At 45.3% G+C, this 18,330-nt stretch carries 20 protein-coding genes; 2 read left to right on the top strand and 18 right to left on the bottom strand.

From position 1 onward, the window contains the following. Nucleotides 1-160: 160 nt before the first annotated feature. Nucleotides 161-895, bottom strand: a complete 735-nt coding sequence (locus MHB63_16030; GenBank protein ID MEK3808029.1) for a glycerophosphodiester phosphodiesterase — start codon at nucleotides 893-895, stop codon at nucleotides 161-163. Between the two features lie 43 nt (nucleotides 896-938). Here MHB63_16030 and MHB63_16025 point away from each other — a divergent pair, with 43 nt between their 5' ends. Continuing rightward, nucleotides 939-1,076, top strand: a complete 138-nt coding sequence (locus MHB63_16025) for a YycC family protein (GenBank protein MEK3808028.1) — start codon at nucleotides 939-941, stop codon at nucleotides 1,074-1,076. A gap of 68 nt (nucleotides 1,077-1,144) precedes the next feature. On the opposite strand, the gene spo0A is transcribed toward MHB63_16025, so the two are convergent. The 14 genes from spo0A to accB form a co-directional block, all read right to left on the bottom strand. Next, complete coding sequence (spo0A, locus tag MHB63_16020; GenBank protein MEK3808027.1) at nucleotides 1,145-1,933, bottom strand: sporulation transcription factor Spo0A; 789 nt, start codon at nucleotides 1,931-1,933, stop codon at nucleotides 1,145-1,147. Nucleotides 1,934-2,236: 303 nt separating this feature from the next. Continuing rightward, nucleotides 2,237-3,526: a SpoIVB peptidase gene (gene spoIVB, locus MHB63_16015; GenBank protein ID MEK3808026.1), complete on the bottom strand. Its 1,290-nt coding sequence runs from the start codon at nucleotides 3,524-3,526 to the stop codon at nucleotides 2,237-2,239. A 186-nt stretch (nucleotides 3,527-3,712) separates the two neighbouring features. Continuing rightward, nucleotides 3,713-5,437, bottom strand: coding sequence for a DNA repair protein RecN (recN, locus tag MHB63_16010; GenBank protein MEK3808025.1), 1,725 nt, complete (start codon nucleotides 5,435-5,437; stop codon nucleotides 3,713-3,715). A 29-nt stretch (nucleotides 5,438-5,466) separates the two neighbouring features. Beyond that, complete coding sequence (gene argR, locus MHB63_16005) at nucleotides 5,467-5,916, bottom strand: transcriptional regulator ArgR (GenBank protein ID MEK3808024.1); 450 nt, start codon at nucleotides 5,914-5,916, stop codon at nucleotides 5,467-5,469. Between the two features lie 181 nt (nucleotides 5,917-6,097). Continuing rightward, on the bottom strand, nucleotides 6,098-6,937 hold the full coding sequence (locus MHB63_16000) for a TlyA family RNA methyltransferase (GenBank protein ID MEK3808023.1): 840 nt from the start codon (nucleotides 6,935-6,937) through the stop codon (nucleotides 6,098-6,100). A 3-nt stretch (nucleotides 6,938-6,940) separates the two neighbouring features. After that, nucleotides 6,941-8,833, bottom strand: a complete 1,893-nt coding sequence (dxs, locus tag MHB63_15995) for a 1-deoxy-D-xylulose-5-phosphate synthase (GenBank protein ID MEK3808022.1) — start codon at nucleotides 8,831-8,833, stop codon at nucleotides 6,941-6,943. Between the two features lie 393 nt (nucleotides 8,834-9,226). Further along, nucleotides 9,227-10,108 carry a polyprenyl synthetase family protein gene (locus MHB63_15990; GenBank protein MEK3808021.1) on the bottom strand — a complete coding sequence of 294 codons (882 nt, stop codon included), beginning with the start codon at nucleotides 10,106-10,108 and terminating at the stop codon, nucleotides 9,227-9,229. Continuing rightward, nucleotides 10,105-10,338: an exodeoxyribonuclease VII small subunit gene (locus MHB63_15985; protein ID MEK3808020.1), complete on the bottom strand. Its 234-nt coding sequence runs from the start codon at nucleotides 10,336-10,338 to the stop codon at nucleotides 10,105-10,107. The genes MHB63_15990 and MHB63_15985 overlap by 4 nt, the downstream gene beginning before the upstream one ends. Then, nucleotides 10,331-11,683 (bottom strand): exodeoxyribonuclease VII large subunit, encoded by a 1,353-nt coding sequence (gene xseA / locus MHB63_15980; protein ID MEK3808019.1) that lies wholly within the window; start codon nucleotides 11,681-11,683, stop codon nucleotides 10,331-10,333. Before xseA ends, MHB63_15985 begins: the two co-directional genes overlap by 8 nt. A gap of 19 nt (nucleotides 11,684-11,702) precedes the next feature. Next, entirely contained in the window at nucleotides 11,703-12,569 is an 867-nt protein-coding gene (gene folD / locus MHB63_15975; protein MEK3808018.1) for a bifunctional methylenetetrahydrofolate dehydrogenase/methenyltetrahydrofolate cyclohydrolase FolD, read from the bottom strand. A 34-nt stretch (nucleotides 12,570-12,603) separates the two neighbouring features. Beyond that, complete coding sequence (nusB, locus tag MHB63_15970) at nucleotides 12,604-12,996, bottom strand: transcription antitermination factor NusB (GenBank protein MEK3808017.1); 393 nt, start codon at nucleotides 12,994-12,996, stop codon at nucleotides 12,604-12,606. Nucleotides 12,997-13,543: 547 nt separating this feature from the next. Then, a complete protein-coding gene (locus MHB63_15965; protein MEK3808016.1) occupies nucleotides 13,544-13,951 on the bottom strand; it encodes an Asp23/Gls24 family envelope stress response protein in 408 nt (135 codons plus the stop codon). 22 nt (nucleotides 13,952-13,973) lie between these two features. Next, nucleotides 13,974-15,326, bottom strand: a complete 1,353-nt coding sequence (gene accC, locus MHB63_15960) for an acetyl-CoA carboxylase biotin carboxylase subunit (protein MEK3808015.1) — start codon at nucleotides 15,324-15,326, stop codon at nucleotides 13,974-13,976. An 11-nt stretch (nucleotides 15,327-15,337) separates the two neighbouring features. Further along, entirely contained in the window at nucleotides 15,338-15,838 is a 501-nt protein-coding gene (gene accB, locus MHB63_15955; protein MEK3808014.1) for an acetyl-CoA carboxylase biotin carboxyl carrier protein, read from the bottom strand. 83 nt (nucleotides 15,839-15,921) lie between these two features. Here accB and MHB63_15950 point away from each other — a divergent pair, with 83 nt between their 5' ends. Further along, nucleotides 15,922-16,089, top strand: coding sequence for a hypothetical protein (locus MHB63_15950; protein ID MEK3808013.1), 168 nt, complete (start codon nucleotides 15,922-15,924; stop codon nucleotides 16,087-16,089). Nucleotides 16,090-16,451: 362 nt separating this feature from the next. Here MHB63_15950 and MHB63_15945 read toward each other — a convergent pair whose 3' ends face one another. Genes MHB63_15945 through spoIIIAF form a run of 3 tightly spaced genes read right to left on the bottom strand, consistent with a single transcriptional unit; the run spans nucleotide 16,452 to nucleotide 18,320 of the window. Continuing rightward, complete coding sequence (locus tag MHB63_15945; protein ID MEK3808012.1) at nucleotides 16,452-17,027, bottom strand: SpoIIIAH-like family protein; 576 nt, start codon at nucleotides 17,025-17,027, stop codon at nucleotides 16,452-16,454. Nucleotides 17,028-17,044: 17 nt separating this feature from the next. Next, nucleotides 17,045-17,698: a stage III sporulation protein AG gene (gene spoIIIAG, locus MHB63_15940; protein MEK3808011.1), complete on the bottom strand. Its 654-nt coding sequence runs from the start codon at nucleotides 17,696-17,698 to the stop codon at nucleotides 17,045-17,047. Further along, nucleotides 17,691-18,320, bottom strand: a complete 630-nt coding sequence (gene spoIIIAF / locus MHB63_15935; GenBank protein MEK3808010.1) for a stage III sporulation protein AF — start codon at nucleotides 18,318-18,320, stop codon at nucleotides 17,691-17,693. The genes spoIIIAG and spoIIIAF overlap by 8 nt, the downstream gene beginning before the upstream one ends. Between the last annotated feature and the right edge of the window lie 10 nt (nucleotides 18,321-18,330).

Genomic DNA, 18,330 nt, shown 5'->3' with positions numbered 1-18,330 from the left:
AATCACCGGAAAAGTCCGGGTTTAGACTTTTTCGGGATTTTGTTCTGACGGAAGGGCTAGGAGGCGGAGCTGGACACCACGAAAAGCGGAGCCGACTGTTCAGACCTGACAGGCAGAAAAGCGGAAGCGCCCAGTCAACCTGTGCGCTTCATCCAATCATTTAAACAGTATCTAATGATTTTCTTATCCGAACAGCCATTTCAGGGTAATCCGTGAAGAAACCTGCACAGCCGGCATTCATTAGGTCCTTCATCATTTGTTCATCGTTGACCGTATAAGGTCTGACCATGATTCCGTGCGCCTGACTTTCCGCAACCATTGTTTGATCAGCCGACAGATAGTAGGGGTGCACGGAAGCTGCAGGGATGGTTTTTGCATATGCCCAAGGCTGATACAGCCTTTCGTGAATCAGAGCCCCTCGTTCAATATGAGGTGAAATGTGATAACATTTTACTAAGCTGTCATGATTAAACGAAGAAAGGATAACGCGGCTCTCTAAGGTGTACTTTTCAATGATGCTGATAACTTTTTCTTCGATTTGCCCGTAATGGATCCGGTCATTTTTCAATTCAATATTCAGCTTGCCATTCAGCGGTCTGATCCAGACTGCCACTTGCTCAAGAGACGGCACAGATGCTTTTCCACTCCACTCAGGAAACAAATAGCACGCATCAAGCTGCTGAAGCTCTGAATACGTCAAATCTTTTACATAGCCGGTGCCGTTTGTGGTTCGGTCAACCGTTTCATCATGGATCACAACGGGAATGCCGTCTTTTGAAAGATGCACATCCAGCTCAATTCCGTCTGCACCAAGATCAATTGCCGCCTGAAAAGACGGCATCGTATTTTCAGGATGCGTGCCGGCTGCACCCCGGTGGCCAAATATTATCGTCATTGCCTTTCTCACCCGCTTAAAATAGAATAAAGGAGGATTTCCCATGAGACCACTGCCAATTTCAGCTGATACGGCTGTAAAATTAAGCGAAGCACTGAATGTTCCGGTTGAACAGCTGATGCATATGCCTCAGCACATTCTGCTTGCAAAGCTTGCCGAACTCGAGAAAAAAGAGAAATGATGCTTAAATGAAAAGAACCCCTTTCAGGCGAAAGCGGGTTCTTTCTTTATTTAAAGCTTCTTTCCTTCTCAGGAAGCCTTATGCTCAAGTCGAAGTTTATCGGCAACCATTGCGATAAATTCTGAATTTGTCGGTTTTGCTTTTGACATGCTCACCGTGTAGCCGAAAAGAGATGAGATAGACTCGATGTTTCCGCGGCTCCAGGCCACTTCAATCGCATGGCGGATCGCACGCTCGACACGGCTTGCCGTTGTGTTGTATTTTTTTGCGATGTCAGGATAGAGAACTTTTGTAATCGAACCGAGAAGCTCAATATCGTTATAAACCATTGAAATGGCTTCCCTTAAGTACAGATACCCTTTAATATGAGCAGGTACACCGATTTCATGAATGATGCTGGTAATGTTTGCATCAAGGTTCTTGCCTTTGTTTTCAGGCTGGGATCTGAGTGAGGAACTGGATCTGGAAAGAATAGGAGCGGATTTTCCGCTTACCTGGCGAATGTGGCTGACAAGGTTTTCCATGTCGAACGGTTTTAAGATGAAGTAAGATGCACCAAGGTCGACAGCTTTTTTCGTGACATCTTCCTGTCCGAACGCTGTCAGCATGATGACATTCGGCTGTTTGGATTTTTCCATCTCCCTGACTTTTTCAAGGACAGCAAGGCCGTCAAGATGCGGCATAATAATATCAAGTACAAGGACATCCGGATCTTTGTCCTTCAGCATGTTCAGACATTCCTGCCCGTTATAGGCGATTCCCAGTACTTCCATGTCATCCTGGCTCGATATAAACTCATCTAAAAGGCCGACCAACTCACGATTATCATCAACGACACATACTTTTATCTTCTTCACTAAAGTTCCTCCTCAGTCTTCATTTCTCCGCCTTAACCGGTTAGCATCTCTATTGTTTATTCTAAATGAGAATTTCGACAATGCAACATAAATTCCTCTAATTATTTTAAAAAATACCAAAAAAATGAAATATCTAATTTTTTCTCCAGTTTCCTCACATTTTCGACGATTCCCGCAACCAATCGCTTCCAAAGTTAAACAGTTTTGTCGAATAATCTTCTTCCCTCTATTCTACCGAAAAAACGGGAATAAAGAAAGACATAAAAAAGAGCTGTCAAGAATCACCTCTCAACAGCTGCCCTTTTAGCTTGCTTTCTTTGCACCTTGCGTATAGATATCAATTCCCGCTTCACTCAGCATCCACTCGATATGAACACCATACCCTGAAGTCGGATCGTTTACAAACACGTGTGTAACGGCGCCAATCACTTTGCCATTTTGGATAATCGGACTTCCGCTCATCCCCTGAACAATCCCGCCTGATTTCTCAAGCAGTTTTGGATCTGTAATTTTTATAACCATCCCTTTTATTGCAGGGAATTTCTGAGGAGTGGAACTGACCACCTGTACATCAAACTCCTCTACTTTGTCACCGTCTACAACCGTCAGAATATGCGCCGGACCTTCTTTTACCTCATTTGAAAGGGCAATTGGCATAGGCTGGTCATAAAGACCATTTGTCATATCACCGTTCAGCCTGCCGAAAATACCGAATGGACTGTTTCGTGTAATGTCCCCAATAATCTGTCTGTCGCTTGAAAATCTGGCAAGCTTCTCTCCGGGATTCCCGTTGCTTCCCTTTTCAATAGATGTGACAGTCGATCTGACAACCTGTCCGTCCTGTACGACAATTGGTTTTTTTGTATCCATATCGGAAATAACATGGCCTAAAGCGCCGTATTTCTTTGATTTAGGATCATAAAAGGTCATCGTCCCGATTCCCGCTGCTGAATCTCTGATATAAAGGCCAATCCGGTATGCGCCTTCATTTTCATCTTTTACCGGAACAAGCTTTGTCTTAAGCTCTTTGTTGTCCCTCGAGATCACTAAGTCAAGAGGCTTGCCGGTCTTTCCTGAATCCTGAATAAACGGCGTCACATCACTCATGCTCTCAACTGTGGTGCCGTTAATTTTCGTGATCATATCACCGACTTGCACTCCGGCTATTTCCCCGGGGGATTTTTTTCCTCCGGATGTTTTAATTTGATGATGTCCGACAACAAGCACGCCAAGTGAATTCAGTTTGACGCCTATTGACTGGCCGCCCGGAATCACCCGGAAATCTTCAAGGACTTTAACGTCCACTTTTTTTATCGGAATGCCGGCAAGGTCAAATACGATTTCTCCGACTCCGCTTTGCCTGCCTTCAATTTGAAGGGATTCACTCCCTGTTTTAATGGAAAATACCTGCTCTGAATCCGCCGCAGCTGCATCAGCCTGCAGGGATGTCTGCATTGATAATTGCTGATTTTCGAATACAGTTAAAGAATTTGGCAATAGAATGTATTCTTTAACAGGTTTTACAAATCCTAAACTCATTAAAGAAACAAGGAGAATACAACCAATTATTTTTCTTATTTTATCTGAGCCCAACTATACACACTCTCCTCGCTCCTACCACACCAATACATCGGCTACATTCATTAATTTTGCCTTTTGGAGGAGCATTTATAACTGATATAAAAAGAAAATGTTGCTGTTTTGGCGTATAATGCCGCAGGACAGGTCATGAGGTGTTTTTTTTGCAGGCAAAAAAAATACTGCCGGCGTGGGCAGTATTTAGAAACTCTTTGCAGCTTCTGCAAGAGCAAGCAATTCTTTGGCATGCTGTTTTGTCAAATCCGTTACTTCAACACCGGCAATCATCCGGCCGACTTCTTTTATCTTTTCTTCCTCGAGAAGAGGTTTGACACTTGTTTTCGTGCGGCCTTTAACCGTCTCTTTGGAGATGAAAAGATGCGTATCTGCCATGGCAGCCACCTGAGGCAGGTGAGTGATGCAGAGCACCTGGGACCCGACAGAAACCTTATAGATCTTTTCTGCGATGGCCTGGGCCACTCTCCCGCTCACTCCAGTATCGACCTCATCAAAAATGATGGACGTCACACCCTGATGCTTGGAGAAAATGCTTTTCATCGCGAGCATGATTCTTGAAAGCTCTCCCCCGGACGCAATTTTGGAAAGCGGTTTAAGGGGTTCACCCGGATTTGTAGATAGATAAAATTCCGTTTCATCTACTCCGTTTTCAGTGAATTTTGCAGGGACACCGTCTATTTGGACACTGTCTGCATGACCCTTGCGGACGCCGAACACAACTTCAAACTTTGTTTTTTCCATATAAAGTTCTTTAAGCTCCTGCTGGATGTTTTTTATCAGCTCGGCAGCACTTTTTCTGCGGACAGCCGTCAGGTTCGAAGCTTCAATCACCAGATCCTTCGTAACCGAATCAAGCTCGTTTTTCAGTTTATAAAGGTGGCTGTCGCGGTTTTGAATCGTATCAATCTCTTCTTCGATTCCCGCTGCATATTCAAGGATTTCCTCTACACTCTGACCGTACTTTCTCTTCAGATGCGTAATCTCCGCAAGCCTTGCTTCAATTTCATTCAGCCGCTCCGGGTCAAACTCAAGCCTGTCAAGTTCACTGCGGATCTGGAACGACAAATCTTCAAGCATGTAGTAGCAGTTGGAGACGGTTTCTGACATTTCTTTCAATGAGTCATTAATCGGAGACACTTCTTCAAGATGGCTCATGGAATGGCCGATATAGTCGAGTCCGCGCTGTTCTCCGTGAAGGGAATTATAGCTGTTCTGCAGGGATTCATAGACCTTTTCAAAGTTGGAGATTTCATTTTTTTCTTCCATGAGCTGTTCGTCTTCTTTTAGTTTCAAATCAGCCTTTTCAATTTCCTCAAGCTGAAATTGAATCAGATCAAGCCTGTGGGCCATTTCCTGTTCGTTTTCAGAAAGCTGTTTGATTTTCTTTTGGAGCGAAGCATATGTAGTGTAAATCTCTCTGTATGACGAAAGAGCATGGTTAATTTTTGACGAACCGTACTGATCAAGCAGCTTCCAGTGATTTTCTTCATTCATCAGCTCCTGATTATCGTGCTGGCCGTGAATATCAATCATGAGCTGGCCAATTTCCCTGAGAATTCCGATAGTCACAAGCTTTCCGTTCACACGGCAAATACTCTTGCCGGCTGCTGAAATATCGCGTCTCAGGACAATCATCCCGTCACTTGTATCGATTCCAAATTCCTGGCATCTTTCAAGGACCGGATGAGCGTCATCATCCAGCAAAAAAAGACCTTCCAGTTCAGCCCTTTTTTCTCCGTAGCGGACAAATTCAGATGACCCTCTTCCTCCTACCAGCAAATGAACGGCATCGATAATAATGGATTTTCCAGCTCCTGTTTCTCCTGTCAGGACCGTAAGCCCTTTTTCAAAAGAGACAGTCAGTGCTTCGATTATGGCAAAGTTCTTTATGGAAAGTTCTGCTAACACAGGGCCGAATCCCCCTTCCATTTCATTCTTTAAAGCATATCCAGGAATCGTTTGGAGATGGTTTCGGTATCATCTGGTGTTCTGCAGATAATTAAGATCGTATCATCTCCGCAGATTGTCCCTAATATTTCATTCCAATCCAGGTTGTCAATAAGTGCTCCTATGGCATTTGCATTGCCGGGCAGTGTTTTCATGATAATGTTATGGCCTGCTGAATCAATTTTTACAAAGGCATCCATTAGCGCCCGTTTCAGTTTCTGAAGCGGGTTAAAGCGCTGATCTGCAGGGAGGCTGTATTTATACCGCCCATCAAGCATCGGGACCTTTACCAGGTGCAGCTCTTTAATGTCTCTTGAGACTGTAGCCTGAGTGACATTAAAGGCAGCTTCCTTAAGCATGTCCACCAGTTCATCCTGCGTTTCCACTTCATTATGTGTGATCAGCTCGCGGATTTTAATGTGTCGTTGACCTTTATTCATTGGGCACCCCTTGTTAACTGTATGATTATACTGAATATGTTATATGAAATCGCTAAAAATGTACATGTTTTTGTCAGCCTGCATGTTCAGGCGGTTCATTGATTTACTGGTAGTATACTCAGAAATGTCAGAAGCATTTGCATTTCTCCCGGCAGAACAAACAGGAATAACGGCAGCAGCGTTATTCCTGTTCCTGTTTCTTTGTTTTCAGTTCACTGTGTGCTTTTTCGACTACTGCATCAATGCTCTCCGGCAGCAGGTTTTCACCAGGCTGGTCCATGGCGTTCTTCAGATGCAGCAGAAATTCAATGTTTCCGTCTCCGCCTGTAATGGGAGAGTAGGAAAGATTGACACAGTCATAGCCCTCTTTGAGAGCGAATTGGGTAATATCTTCAAGCACCAGTCTGTGTGTTTTCGGTTCTCTGACGATGCCCTTTTTGCCTACAAGCTCTTTGCCTGCTTCAAACTGAGGCTTGACGAGCGCGATGCAGTCTCCCCCTGCGACTAATATTTTCTTAAGTGCAGGGAGAATCAGCCTCAAAGAAATAAACGAAACATCAATGGATGCAACTTCAGGCAGACCTTCTGTAAAATCAGCAGGCTCTGAATAACGGAAATTCGTCCGTTCCATCACCGTCACCCGTTCATCCTGCCGGAGCTTCCATGCAAGCTGGTTATACCCGACATCAAGCGCATAGGAGCTTTTTGCCCCGTTTTGGAGGGCACAGTCTGTAAAACCTCCGGTTGATGATCCAATGTCCAAAAGAATTTTGCCCTCTACCGTTAAGTCAAATTCTTTCAATGCTTTTTCAAGCTTTAAGCCACCGCGGCTGACGTACGGCATGACATTTCCTTTTACAGTAAGCTTTAGAGAAGTGTCGACCTTTTCACCCGGTTTTTCCACTCTCTCTTCATTTGCATACACAAGCCCTGCCATAATGGCCCGCTTCGCTTTTTCTCTTGTTTCAATTAACCCTCTTTCTACAAGGAGGATATCAATTCTTTCTTTTTTTGAACTCATTCATTAAACCCTTTTCTCTTTTTCTTTTGAAATGCTGATGATCCGGTCTTCTGCATGCGCCGCTGTCATCCCGATCTCATCAAGCAGCTTGCCTACACTTCCGTGTTCGATAAAACGATCCGGGATTCCCATTCTGTCAATGACAGCATCTGAATAGCCGTTTTCCTGCGCGAATTCCAGAACGGCACTGCCGAATCCTCCTTGAAGGACAGCTTCTTCTATAGTAAGAACAGGAAGCTTTTCTTCAAAAATCTCTGACAGCATGCTCTCATCAAGAGGCTTGATGAACCTTGCGTTGACCACTCTTACAGAAAGGTCTTTATTGGCGAGGCTTTCAGCAGCTTCAAGCGCCATTTCAATGGTCGTTCCAAAGGTCAGGATCACAGCATCGGTTCCAGGTCTGATCACTTCCCATGTGCCTATTGGAATCTCCTTCAGTTCGGCGTCCATCTTGACTCCGATGCCGTTTCCGCGCGGATATCTCAGGGCAATCGGCCCGTCATTGTATTTGATGGCTGTATTAACCATGTGCTGGCCTTCATTCTCATCTTTCGGCATCATCAGCACAATGTTCGGCAAGTGTCTCAGGAAGGCAATATCAAAAACACCCTGATGCGTTTCGCCGTCTGCACCAACCAGGCCTGAGCGGTCGATCCCGATAAAAACGTTCAAATTCTGGCGGCAAATATCATGCACGACCTGATCGTACGCTCTTTGTAGGAACGTTGAGTAAATGGCAAGAAACGGCTTCATATCCTGGGCTGCAAGACCCGCGGCCATTGTCGTTGCATGCTGTTCGGCGATGCCCACATCAAACATGCGGTCAGGAAATTCCGCTGCGAACTTCTCAAGCTTGGAGCCGACAGGCATGGCAGGAGTAACGGCAACAATCCGCTTGTCTTCCCGGGCAAGTTTGCGCACTGTTTCACTGACTAAAGCGCTCCATGCCGGACCGGCTGCCTCCCCTTTCACAAAGTCGCCTGTTTCAATTTTATACGGCCCTGTTCCGTGCCAAGTGCCGATTTTATCGGTTTCAGCAGGCTGATAGCCCTTCCCTTTTTTCGTAATGACGTGCAGCAGCACAGGACCTTTCGTCTTCTTCGCATACTGCAGATTTTCAAAAAGGTCATCATAGTTATGTCCGTCGACAGGACCTAGATAAGTAATGCCGAGCTCCTCGAAAAAGATGCCTGATACAAGCATGTATTTAAGACTGTCTTTCACGCGTTCTGCAGTGGAAGCAAGCTTGCCGCCTACAGCAGGGATCTTCTTCAGGATATATTCGAGTTCATCTTTCACCCATTGATATTTTCCTGCTGTCCGAAGCTTTCCAAGAACGTTGTGCAGAGCACCGACGTTTGGCGCGATGGACATTTCGTTGTCATTCAAGATGATGATCATGTCCTTTTGCTCATGACCGATATGATTCAGGGCCTCAAGTGCCATTCCGCCTGTCAGCGCCCCATCTCCGATAATCGGCACAATGTGATCCTTTGTGCCTTTTAAGTCTCTTGCAATTGCCATTCCCATAGCAGCAGAAAGAGAAGTCGAGCTGTGGCCGGTTTCCCAGACGTCATGTTCGCTTTCGTTGCGTTTTGGGAATCCGCACAATCCCTGGTACTGTCTGATTGTATCGAATTCGCACGCACGGCCTGTCAGAATTTTATGTACATAAGACTGATGGCCAACGTCCCACAAAAATTTATCATTCGGACTGTCGAAGATTTTATGTAAGGCAATTGTCAATTCAACCACACCTAAATTCGGTCCGATGTGCCCTCCTGTTACAGAAAGCTTTTCAATCAAAAATTTGCGGATTTCCGCACCCAGCTGTTCTAGTTCAGGGTTTGAAAGCTTCTTAAGGAAGGACGGGTCTTTAATGGATAATAGATCCAAATGGATCACTCGCTTTCAGTTCATTTTCAAGGTCTTTTGCTAAAAAAGAGCCGCTAACACAGCAAGTGATAACGGCGCCATTGTTTAATTATCGCTTTATTTGCAGTCTTTACCGCGCTGTCTGCTTAAGATATGTATAAAATATGGTGATAGTATACCATACCGTATGAAAAACCTCAATTTGACGTAGGTTTATAACAAAAGCGGAAGCGCCAAGACCCGCTCCGACAGGCAGATAAGAATCCGGCAGAAAAGTCCGGGTCCCGCCTTTTTTGCCGGATTTGTTCTGACAGAGGATCTGGGCGCTGGACGAGGTTATCTTTTTCATGCGGTAGCCTTATATAATTTATTATCCCTTTTCCAATAAAAAAACGCGACCTGGCGTCGCGTTTTTTAATGGTCTCTTGAAGCAATCAGATCGCAAAGCTCCTCTAGAAGAGACGAATCTATCTTCATTTCTGAAAGGATGCCTTTTGCTTGTGCAATATGGCCTGCAAGCTTTTCTTTTGCTCCCTCGAGGGTGAGAAGAGCAGGATAGGTTGTTTTTTGATTTCCTTCATCTGAACCGACAGGCTTGCCGATCTTGGCCTGCTGTCCTTCAATATCCAGAATATCATCCTGGATTTGAAAAGCGATACCTAAATGATAGGAAAACGTTCTGAGCATTTCTTTTTCATCCGCTTCTGCTTCTGCAAGGATTGCTCCTGCCATGATGGAAAAGCCAAGAAGCTTTGCTGTTTTATGCTCATGTATGTATTCGAGCTCCGTAAGGGAAAGAGTTTTCCCCTCACCCTGCATATCAGCAACCTGCCCTCCAACCATCCCTTCTGCACCCGATGCGCGCACAAGTTCACTGATTAAAGACAGACGCATTTCTGCAGAGATGTCCTGCTGGTCTGATATGACGCCGAAGCTGTGTGTCAATAGACCGTCACCCGCAAGAATCGCCATTGCTTCGCCAAACACTTTATGGTTTGTCGGTTTGCCTCTTCGCAAATCATCATTGTCCATCGCCGGGAGGTCATCATGAATGAGAGAATAAGTATGGATCATTTCAACCGCGCATGCAGCAGGAATGCCCATTTCTTCTTCTTTTCCGAAAGCTCTGAGAACCGCGAGAACCAGCGCGGGACGCAGACGCTTGCCTCCTGCTGTCAGGGAATAGGACATTGCCTCTTTAATAACAGCGGGAGCATGAAGGCTGCTGATGTACTCAGGCAGCCTTGCTTCAATCATTTCTTTTCTCGAAGAAAGAAACTGGCTGAGGTTCATCATTCTTCCTCCTGAAGGTCAAACGGCGCAAGCTCCCCGTCTTCGCGGAGAATAAGGTCCATTTGCTTTTCAACCGATTGAAGCTTATCGTGGCAAAGCTTTGACAGCTTCATGCCGTCCTGAAAGTAGGCAATCGCTTTTTCCAGCGGAACATCGCCTTCTTCAAGCTTTTCCACAATTTCCTCAAGCTCTTCCATAGCCTGTTCAAACGTAACCTCTTTTTTTTCACTCATGTGACTTTCGCTCCTCCACTCCTGTAACTTGGCAGATGACTTGTCCGTCCTGCAGATGAATGTTCAGACCGTCGCCTTTTTTCACCTGCGAAATGCTTTTTACAAGACTGTCATCTTTATAAGCAATACTGTAGCCCCGGTCCATGATTTTAAGGGGGCTGAGTGCATTAAGATTTGCAGCCATTGCCCCGAACGCAGCCTGTTTTTGTTTCAGAAGCACAGACATATCACGCGTCATTTTTTTGACAAGCTGCTGGTGGCGTTCTTTTTCGCGGCTGATCTTTTCATCCGGAAGAACCCTGAGCAAACGGCTGCTCAATGCTGCAAACCGCTCTTTTTTCATCTGGATGTTGCGGATGCTCTCCTTTTGCAGGGATTCAACGAGAACATCAAGCTGCTGCTCTTTTTGCTGATACAGCTGCTTCGGGTATTTAAACGCATATGATTTCTGGTAATAGGCAAGCTGCTCTTTCTTCGCCGTAAGCTTTTCCTGCATCGCTCTCAAAAGCCTGGTCTTTTTGTTTGCCGTTCTCTCAAGAAGATCGGCAAAATGGGGAACAGCAAGCTCCGCAGCACCTGTCGGCGTCGGCGCGCGCAAATCAGCGACAAAATCGGCAATTGTGTAATCCGTCTCATGTCCGACAGCCGAGATAATCGGCACTTTTGAGCTGAATATTTCACGCGCGACGATTTCTTCGTTGAACGCCCACAGTTCTTCTATGGAACCTCCGCCCCTGCCTGCAATAATCACATCAAGTGTTCCTAGGCTGTTTGCCTGCCGGATTGCTTTCACAACAGACGGGCCTGCGTTTATTCCCTGTACAAGGGCAGGAATAATGATTACCTTTGCAGACGGGTAGCGGCGTTTGATTGTTGTTAAAATATCACGCACAGCAGCGCCTGTAGGTGATGTAATGACACCTATTTCAGAAGGATATTTCGGGATCGGCTGTTTGTGCCTTTCGTCAAAAAGCCCTTCCTTTTCAAGCTTCTTTTTCAGCTCTTCATAAGCAAGATACAGACTTCCGATGCCGTCAGGCTGCATTTCTTTTACATAGACCTGATAATTTCCGCTTGGTTCGTACACGGAAATTTCACAGCGCAGCAGCACCTTCATCCCGTTTTCAGGCATGAATTTTAAGGAAGCGTTCTGGCCTGCAAACATAACAGCCGCAATACGCGCTCCCTCATCCTTCAATGTGAAATACATGTGGCCGCGGCTGTGCATTTTAAAGTTGGAAAGCTCGCCTTTGACCCAAATATCCTTTAAATGCGGATCGGCATCAAACTTCCGCTTGATGTATTTTGTGAGGGCGGTTACCGTCACATGTTTGATTTCACTCATCCGCCTGAACTCCTTTATCTTACTTGGAAGGCTGTTTAACAGCAGATTTTTTGGCTGATTTTACAACGTTATGCGCAAGCATAGTGATTGTCATCGGACCAACGCCGCCTGGAACAGGAGTAATATGGCTGGCTTTGTTCATTGCATCCTCAAAGACAACATCTCCGCACAGCTTTCCGGTGTCCAGTCTGTTGACTCCGACATCAATGACAGCAGCGCCTTCTTTAAGATGGTCTCCTGTAATGAAGTTCGCTTTTCCAACAGCAGCAATCAGAATATCTGCCTGACGGGTCATTTCTTTTAAGTTTGGCGTTCTTGAATGGCAGTACGTTACTGTCGCATGCTCATTAAGCAGCAGGATGCCGGCAGGTTTTCCGACAATGTTGCTTCTTCCGACAACAACGACATGCTTTCCTGAAATTTCAATCCCGGCAGATTTAATCATTTCCACGATTCCTGCAGGGGTACATGGAAGAAAAGTGTCCTGTCCGACCATCATTTGTCCGACATTAAGAGGATGGAATCCGTCAACGTCCTTTTCAGGAGAAATTTTTTCAATGACTGCTTTTTCGCTGATGTGCTCAGGCAGAGGCAGCTGTACAAGTATGCCATGGCAGCTGTCGTCCTCATTGTAGGTATCAATCACATTAAGCAGTTCTTCTTCCGTCATCTTTTCTGAAAAATGTTCAAGTTTAAAAGCAACCCCGATTTCTTCGGACGCTTTCTGTTTCCCTTTAATATAGGAAAGAGATGCGGGGTTGTCACCGACAAGAATAATCGTTAATCCAGGAGTAATTCCCTGTTCTTTTAATCCTTTTACTTCCTCGGCAAGCTGTCTGCGTTTTTCCTGTGCCAATTCTTTTCCGCTGATGATTGAAGCTGTCATTGTTTTGTTCCTCCTCAGGTGGTGTTTGACAGAGTTATCTGTCGAGTGCTGATTTAATGTTTGAGAGGACTCCGTTGATAAATTTCGGCGATTGATCATCCCCGAACGTTTTGGCGAGTTCGATGGCTTCGTCAAGGGTAACGTTAAGAGGAATTTCCTCCATAAACATCATTTCAAAAACAGCTAAACGAAGAACAGAGCGGTCAACGTTTGCAAGCCGTTCAAGCTTCCAGTTTACGAGGTGAGGCTTAATTTGCTCATCAATTTCTTCTGTATGTTCCACTGTCCCAAGAACGAGTGCCGTCATGAATTCATCCATCTGTTCTCCGTCCAGGGCATGATTCATAGCTTCCTTTGGATCAATCTCGCTTACGTCTATCTGAAAGAGTGCCTGAAGTGCTTTTTCTCTTGCTAATCTTCGTTTCATTCTTACTTGCTCCTTTATGTACAAAAATGTCGAAATGTCATAGAACGATCATACCATATTTTACGGACAGAAGCACACTGCAGTTGTTGTTTTTCGGCCAAATAACGAATAAAAAACTGCCTTCTCTTTAAAACATTCGTAGTTTGTGGAATCTTCGCTCTATTCAGTCTGGAATATGGCAATTTTTTAAAAGACTGCTTGGCAATACCCGTTCCCTTTCGCTCCAGTCACAAGATTACCGCGGGGAGCTCCGGAAGCTTCCTCGCTGCGCTTGCGGGATCTTCCGTGCCCTCTTCATCCCGAAGAAAAGCGGAAGCGCCCGTTTTGCTCCGGGAGTCAGATAAGAAATCACCCGAAAAGTCCGGGTTTGACTTTTTGGGGGATTTTGTTCTGACAGTGGAGTTGGGCGCTGCAGCTAGACAAGGAGTCAAGTGCCTTCCGCTACAGTCCACTCGGTTTGTAAGCAATACAATTTGATGCTCCATTCGAAAATATCCTTCTTCCAAACTTTTTAAGAAAAAAAGCCAAAGGAAGAACTCCTCTGGCTTTACATTTCCTGGTCGATTTCAATTTCCTGTGATTTTGTTTCGAACTGAATTCCGACTACATGGATATTTATCTCGTTGATTTCAAGAGCGGTCATGTTGAACAGCGCCTGGCGTGTGTTGTCCTGGATACGCTGGGCGACAGTCGGAATGGAAACCCCGAACATCATGACGCAGTAGACATCAATTGTGATTCCGTCTTCAGAAAGATCAACCTTTACGCCTTTGCCGTGGTTTTTCTTGCCGAGGCGTTCTACAACGCCTGAAGCGAAGTTTCCGCGCATTTGTGCAACGCCTTCTACTTCAGATGCAGCGATTCCGGCAATCACTTCAATGACTTCCGGGGCAATTTCAACTTTGCCGAGACCATTTTCTTCATGGGTCATTTCAAGCAGCCTGTTTTCTTTCAAGAGTCAGCACCTCCGTGTATTTTTAAGATTCCATAACCTTATGGATTTCTAAGAACTTCGTATTAAAATCTCCGGAAACAAACGTTTCGTGTTCAAGCAGTTTTTGATGGAAAGGAATCGTTGTTGAGATCCCCTCGATAACAAATTCACTCAGCGCCCGTTTCATTCTCGCAATCGCTTCCTCGCGGGTTGCTCCATAAGTGATCAATTTGGCAATCATGGAGTCGTAATAAGGAGGAATAGAATAACCAGGGTATGCTGCTGAGTCTACTCTAACACCAAGGCCACCGGGCGGCAAGTACATTTCTATTTTACCAGGAGAGGGCATAAAATTCTTCTCCGGGTTCTCTGCATTGATGCGGCATTCGATTGACCAGCCGTTAAAGACAACATCTTCCTGCTTTACAGAAAGTTCTTTGCCTGAAGCAACCATGATTTGCTCCTTGATCAGGTCGATGCCTGTGACCATTTCCGTGACAGGATGCTCAACCTGAATCCGCGTGTTCATCTCCATGAAGTAAAACTTATCTTCGATGTGATCGAAAATAAATTCGACTGTGCCTGCTCCGGTATAATTGACGGCTTCAGCAGCTTTAACTGCAGCTCTTCCCATCGTCTCGCGCATTTCAGCTGAAAGGGCAGGAGACGGAGTTTCTTCAACCAGTTTTTGAAGTCTGCGCTGAATGGAGCAGTCTCTTTCTCCTAAATGGATCACATTGCCGAGAGAGTCGGCCATGACCTGAATCTCCACGTGTCTGAAATCCTCGATATACTTCTCAATATAGACACCGGGATTTCCAAATGCAGTGGCAGCTTCCTGCTGGGTGATTTGGATGCCTTTGATCAGATCCTGTTCTGTTTTTGCAACACGTATTCCTTTTCCGCCTCCGCCTGCCGTTGCTTTAATAATGACAGGGTATCCGATGTCATTGGCAAGTGAAACAGCATCGCCCGTATCCTTGATGATGCCTTGAGATCCCGGAACAATCGGAACACCGGCTTTTCTCATCGTTTCCCTGGCAACGTCCTTTGTTCCCATTTTAGAAATCGCATCTGCGCTTGGTCCGACGAAGATGATGTTGCACTCTTCGCACAGCTCTGCAAAATCAGCATTTTCCGCCAGGAATCCGTAACCCGGATGAATGGCTTCACTTCCTGTAAGTTTTGCCACGCTGATGATATTTGTGAAATTCAGATAGCTGTCTTTTGAAGCTGTCGGTCCGACACAATAAGCTTCATCAGCGAGCTGAACGTGCAAAGAATCTCTGTCTGCTTCTGAAAAGACGGCAACCGTCTCAATACCCAGTTCTTTGCAGGCCCGAATGATCCGTACCGCAATTTCTCCTCTGTTTGCTATAAGCAATTTCTTAATCATAGTTTCTCTCCTTACTCTGGTCTGACAAGGAATAAAGGCTGTCCGTATTCTACTAGCTGTCCATTTTCAGCCAGGATTTCCACGATCTCGCCTTTTACTTCTGCTTCAATTTCGTTAAACAGCTTCATCGCTTCCACGATGCAGACAACCGAATCATTTGTTACCTTTGAGCCAACGCTCACATAGTTGTCTGTTTCAGGAGATGAGGCTGCATAGAATGTGCCGACCATCGGCGAAGTGATTTTATGTAGATTTTCTTCCTGGGCAGGAGCCTTCGCTTCTTCCTTTGGCACTTCTTTTACTTCCTGAAGGGCTGCAGGAGCCGCAGCCGGCTGTGCTGCTGGCATTTGAGGAGCTGCTTGTACAGGAGCTGTCTGCACAGCTGCTTTCTCAAGCTCTTCCATGCGTTTCTTTAATTTAATTTTAGAACCTTCATGTTCATACGTAAATTCGTCGATTGAAGACTGGTCAACAAGCTTGATCAGTTCTCTGATTTCTTGTATTTTCAACATCTGCTGGCACCCCTATTCAAATTCTTGATGATTGTGTTTCCGCGTTTTAAGCAAGGCAAAGCTTCATTTAAGGATAATGGACTATGACAGAAAAACGCCAAAAAAGCATTACCCGTACTCTTCGGGTGATTTCTTATCTGACTCCCGGAGCTAAACGGGTGCTTCCGCTTTTCGCATTGTCTAGCTTCAACAGCCAGCTCCTCTGTCAGAACAGAATCGTCGAAAAAGGCAAAACTGGACTTTTCCGGTGATTTCTTATCTGACTGCCGGAGATAAAACGGGTGCTTCCGCTTTTCGCATTGTCTAGCTCCAGCACCCAGCTCCTCTGTCAGAACAAAATCCCCCAAAAAGTCAAACCCGGACTTTTCGGGTGATTTCTTATCTGACTCCCGGAGCTAAACGGGTGCTTCCGCTTTTCTTATAGCCTAGTACTAAAACGAAGTCCTATGTCTATCTTACGACATTTGGGTCCTTAAATTCAATATGTATTCTTGCCCGCCCCCGGTGATCTTAAAATAAACTGTTCTTTTCAATTATAAGGGATAATTGAAAATTTTGAAATGACAGGCAGGTAAAAGACAAAACCCCGCGCCATGGACGCGGGGTTTTACGATTATTGATTTGAAGGTTCAAGCGTAACAGCTACATCTTCCATGCCTTTCATCTCGCCGCTGACTAGCTGGATGATTTTATTGGCTTCTGAAGCCGAACTTTCTTTTGCTTTTACTGTTACTTTGACTTTTTCGCCTTCAATTCTAACAAGGGCATCATCGTAGCCGTTTGATTTGATGAACGTCTCAAGGATTTCCTCGTTGGCAACTGCTTCGTCAATAGCATTCATTTCATCACGGGCAGCGCTTTTTTCTGCAGCACTCGCCTCTTTGCTTGCTACAACGTCTTCAAGGCTTTCTTTCTTGGCGTTTCGGGAATCTTCAAGCTGCATGCGGATCGTTGCAAAAAGTTCATCATTTGAAACAGAAACAACCGTTCCTTCTTCTGCTTCTTCAACTGTCACTTCAGCCTCTCCATCCTTCTTTGCTTCTTTCGCAGCTTCCGCTTTTTCTGCTTTTTCAGCACCTGTCATGGCCACATCATTTTTGATTTCTTCAGGTGTCGTGATGTAGTACACTGAAAGCACAACCACCAAGCTTAACATTGTTAATAACCAAACCGTTTGTTTTTTCAGCATCATTCAAGAATCCTCCTCTATTTCCCTTTTTTCGCCGCTACTGCTACGCGGTGGCTTGGAACTCCAAGCACTCTCGTTACAGCCTCAACGATTGATTTTTTTATTTGAATGTTGTCAGCACCCTCAGCTACCACAAGCACACCCCTGATTTCCGGTTTTTTCGTCTGCAGGATGATGGGTGTCTCCTGATCTCCCTTTCGAATAATAACAACGGATTCTTCTGTTGAACCATCTTCCACTGTCCGCTTGCCGCCCTGAGGATCTGTCTCTTCAGTTGTCTGATTCTGGCTCACGCTGTTTCTCTCAAGAATTTGCTCGGAAGTCGCTTCTACGTTGACAACGACCATGGCATTGTTTATTCCGGACATGGAATCAAGCGCTTCTTTTAATTGATTCTCGTATTCTTGCTCATATTTCTCGATCGAACCTGAGCCCCCGCCTTCATCAGCTGGTTTAAACACTTCTTCGTCTTTTGCAGATGTAGAAGACAACCCGGATACTTGAGATACGTCAGGCATGGCCGTCTGACCGGACAACAGATTGCTTACGAGCATAAATCCGATGCCAAGCGCAAGCGCGATCAGGAGGTAGTGGTACTTGTTCGGTTTTTTGCCGTTTTCAGAGTTTAGCAGTGTTTTCAATTTTTCTAGCATTTGTTTGGGACTATTCATCTGTGCTGCCCTCCCCTCCTTCCATTTTCAAGGAAATCTTCTCAGGGTCGACTCCCCAGATACTGGCTAAATAAGTTTTAATCTCAGATTCAGAAGCAATGGAATCTTCCTCTCCCCTATTAGTACCGCTGATGTCAACCGGCTGTACGGCTTCAACGGCTCCGGTTTCTTTTGCGCCGGCCTGAAGCGTTACTTCAATGCTCTGCAGACTGGTTTCTATTTTTTCAAAAGGCGCTTCTGCAGATAGACGGATGTCTTTTATCGCTAGATCATAGCTTTTCACCAGCTCCTCTTTTGCCTGCGTTTTTAATTGGACAGCCATGTTTTCTAAAATATATGCATCATTTGAGGCTTGTATTTCTTTTTTTTGTGAATCTATGGATTTTTTTATTTCTGCTTCTTTTGCAGATGAATAGCTGCCGATCCCGGCTTCCTGGACCATTGCCGGGATATCGGCGGACAAGAGCTTAAAGATCGGCGACAGGATAATCACGATTAGCAGAAGGCTGATCACCATTTTGGCGTACTTTTGCATGGCCGAGTTCGGCAAAAGCAGATCCAGTATGACAGCCAGCATGATGAAAAGAATAATGTTTGCAATCCACTCTGTCAGAAATGACATGCTGACTCCC

Source organism: Bacillus sp. FSL H8-0547 (assembly GCA_038002745.1).
In the GTDB taxonomy this organism is placed as follows: domain Bacteria; phylum Bacillota; class Bacilli; order Bacillales; family Bacillaceae; genus Bacillus_P.
Note: the sequence above shows the minus strand (reverse complement) of the source record. Positions and strands in the feature narration are given on the sequence as shown.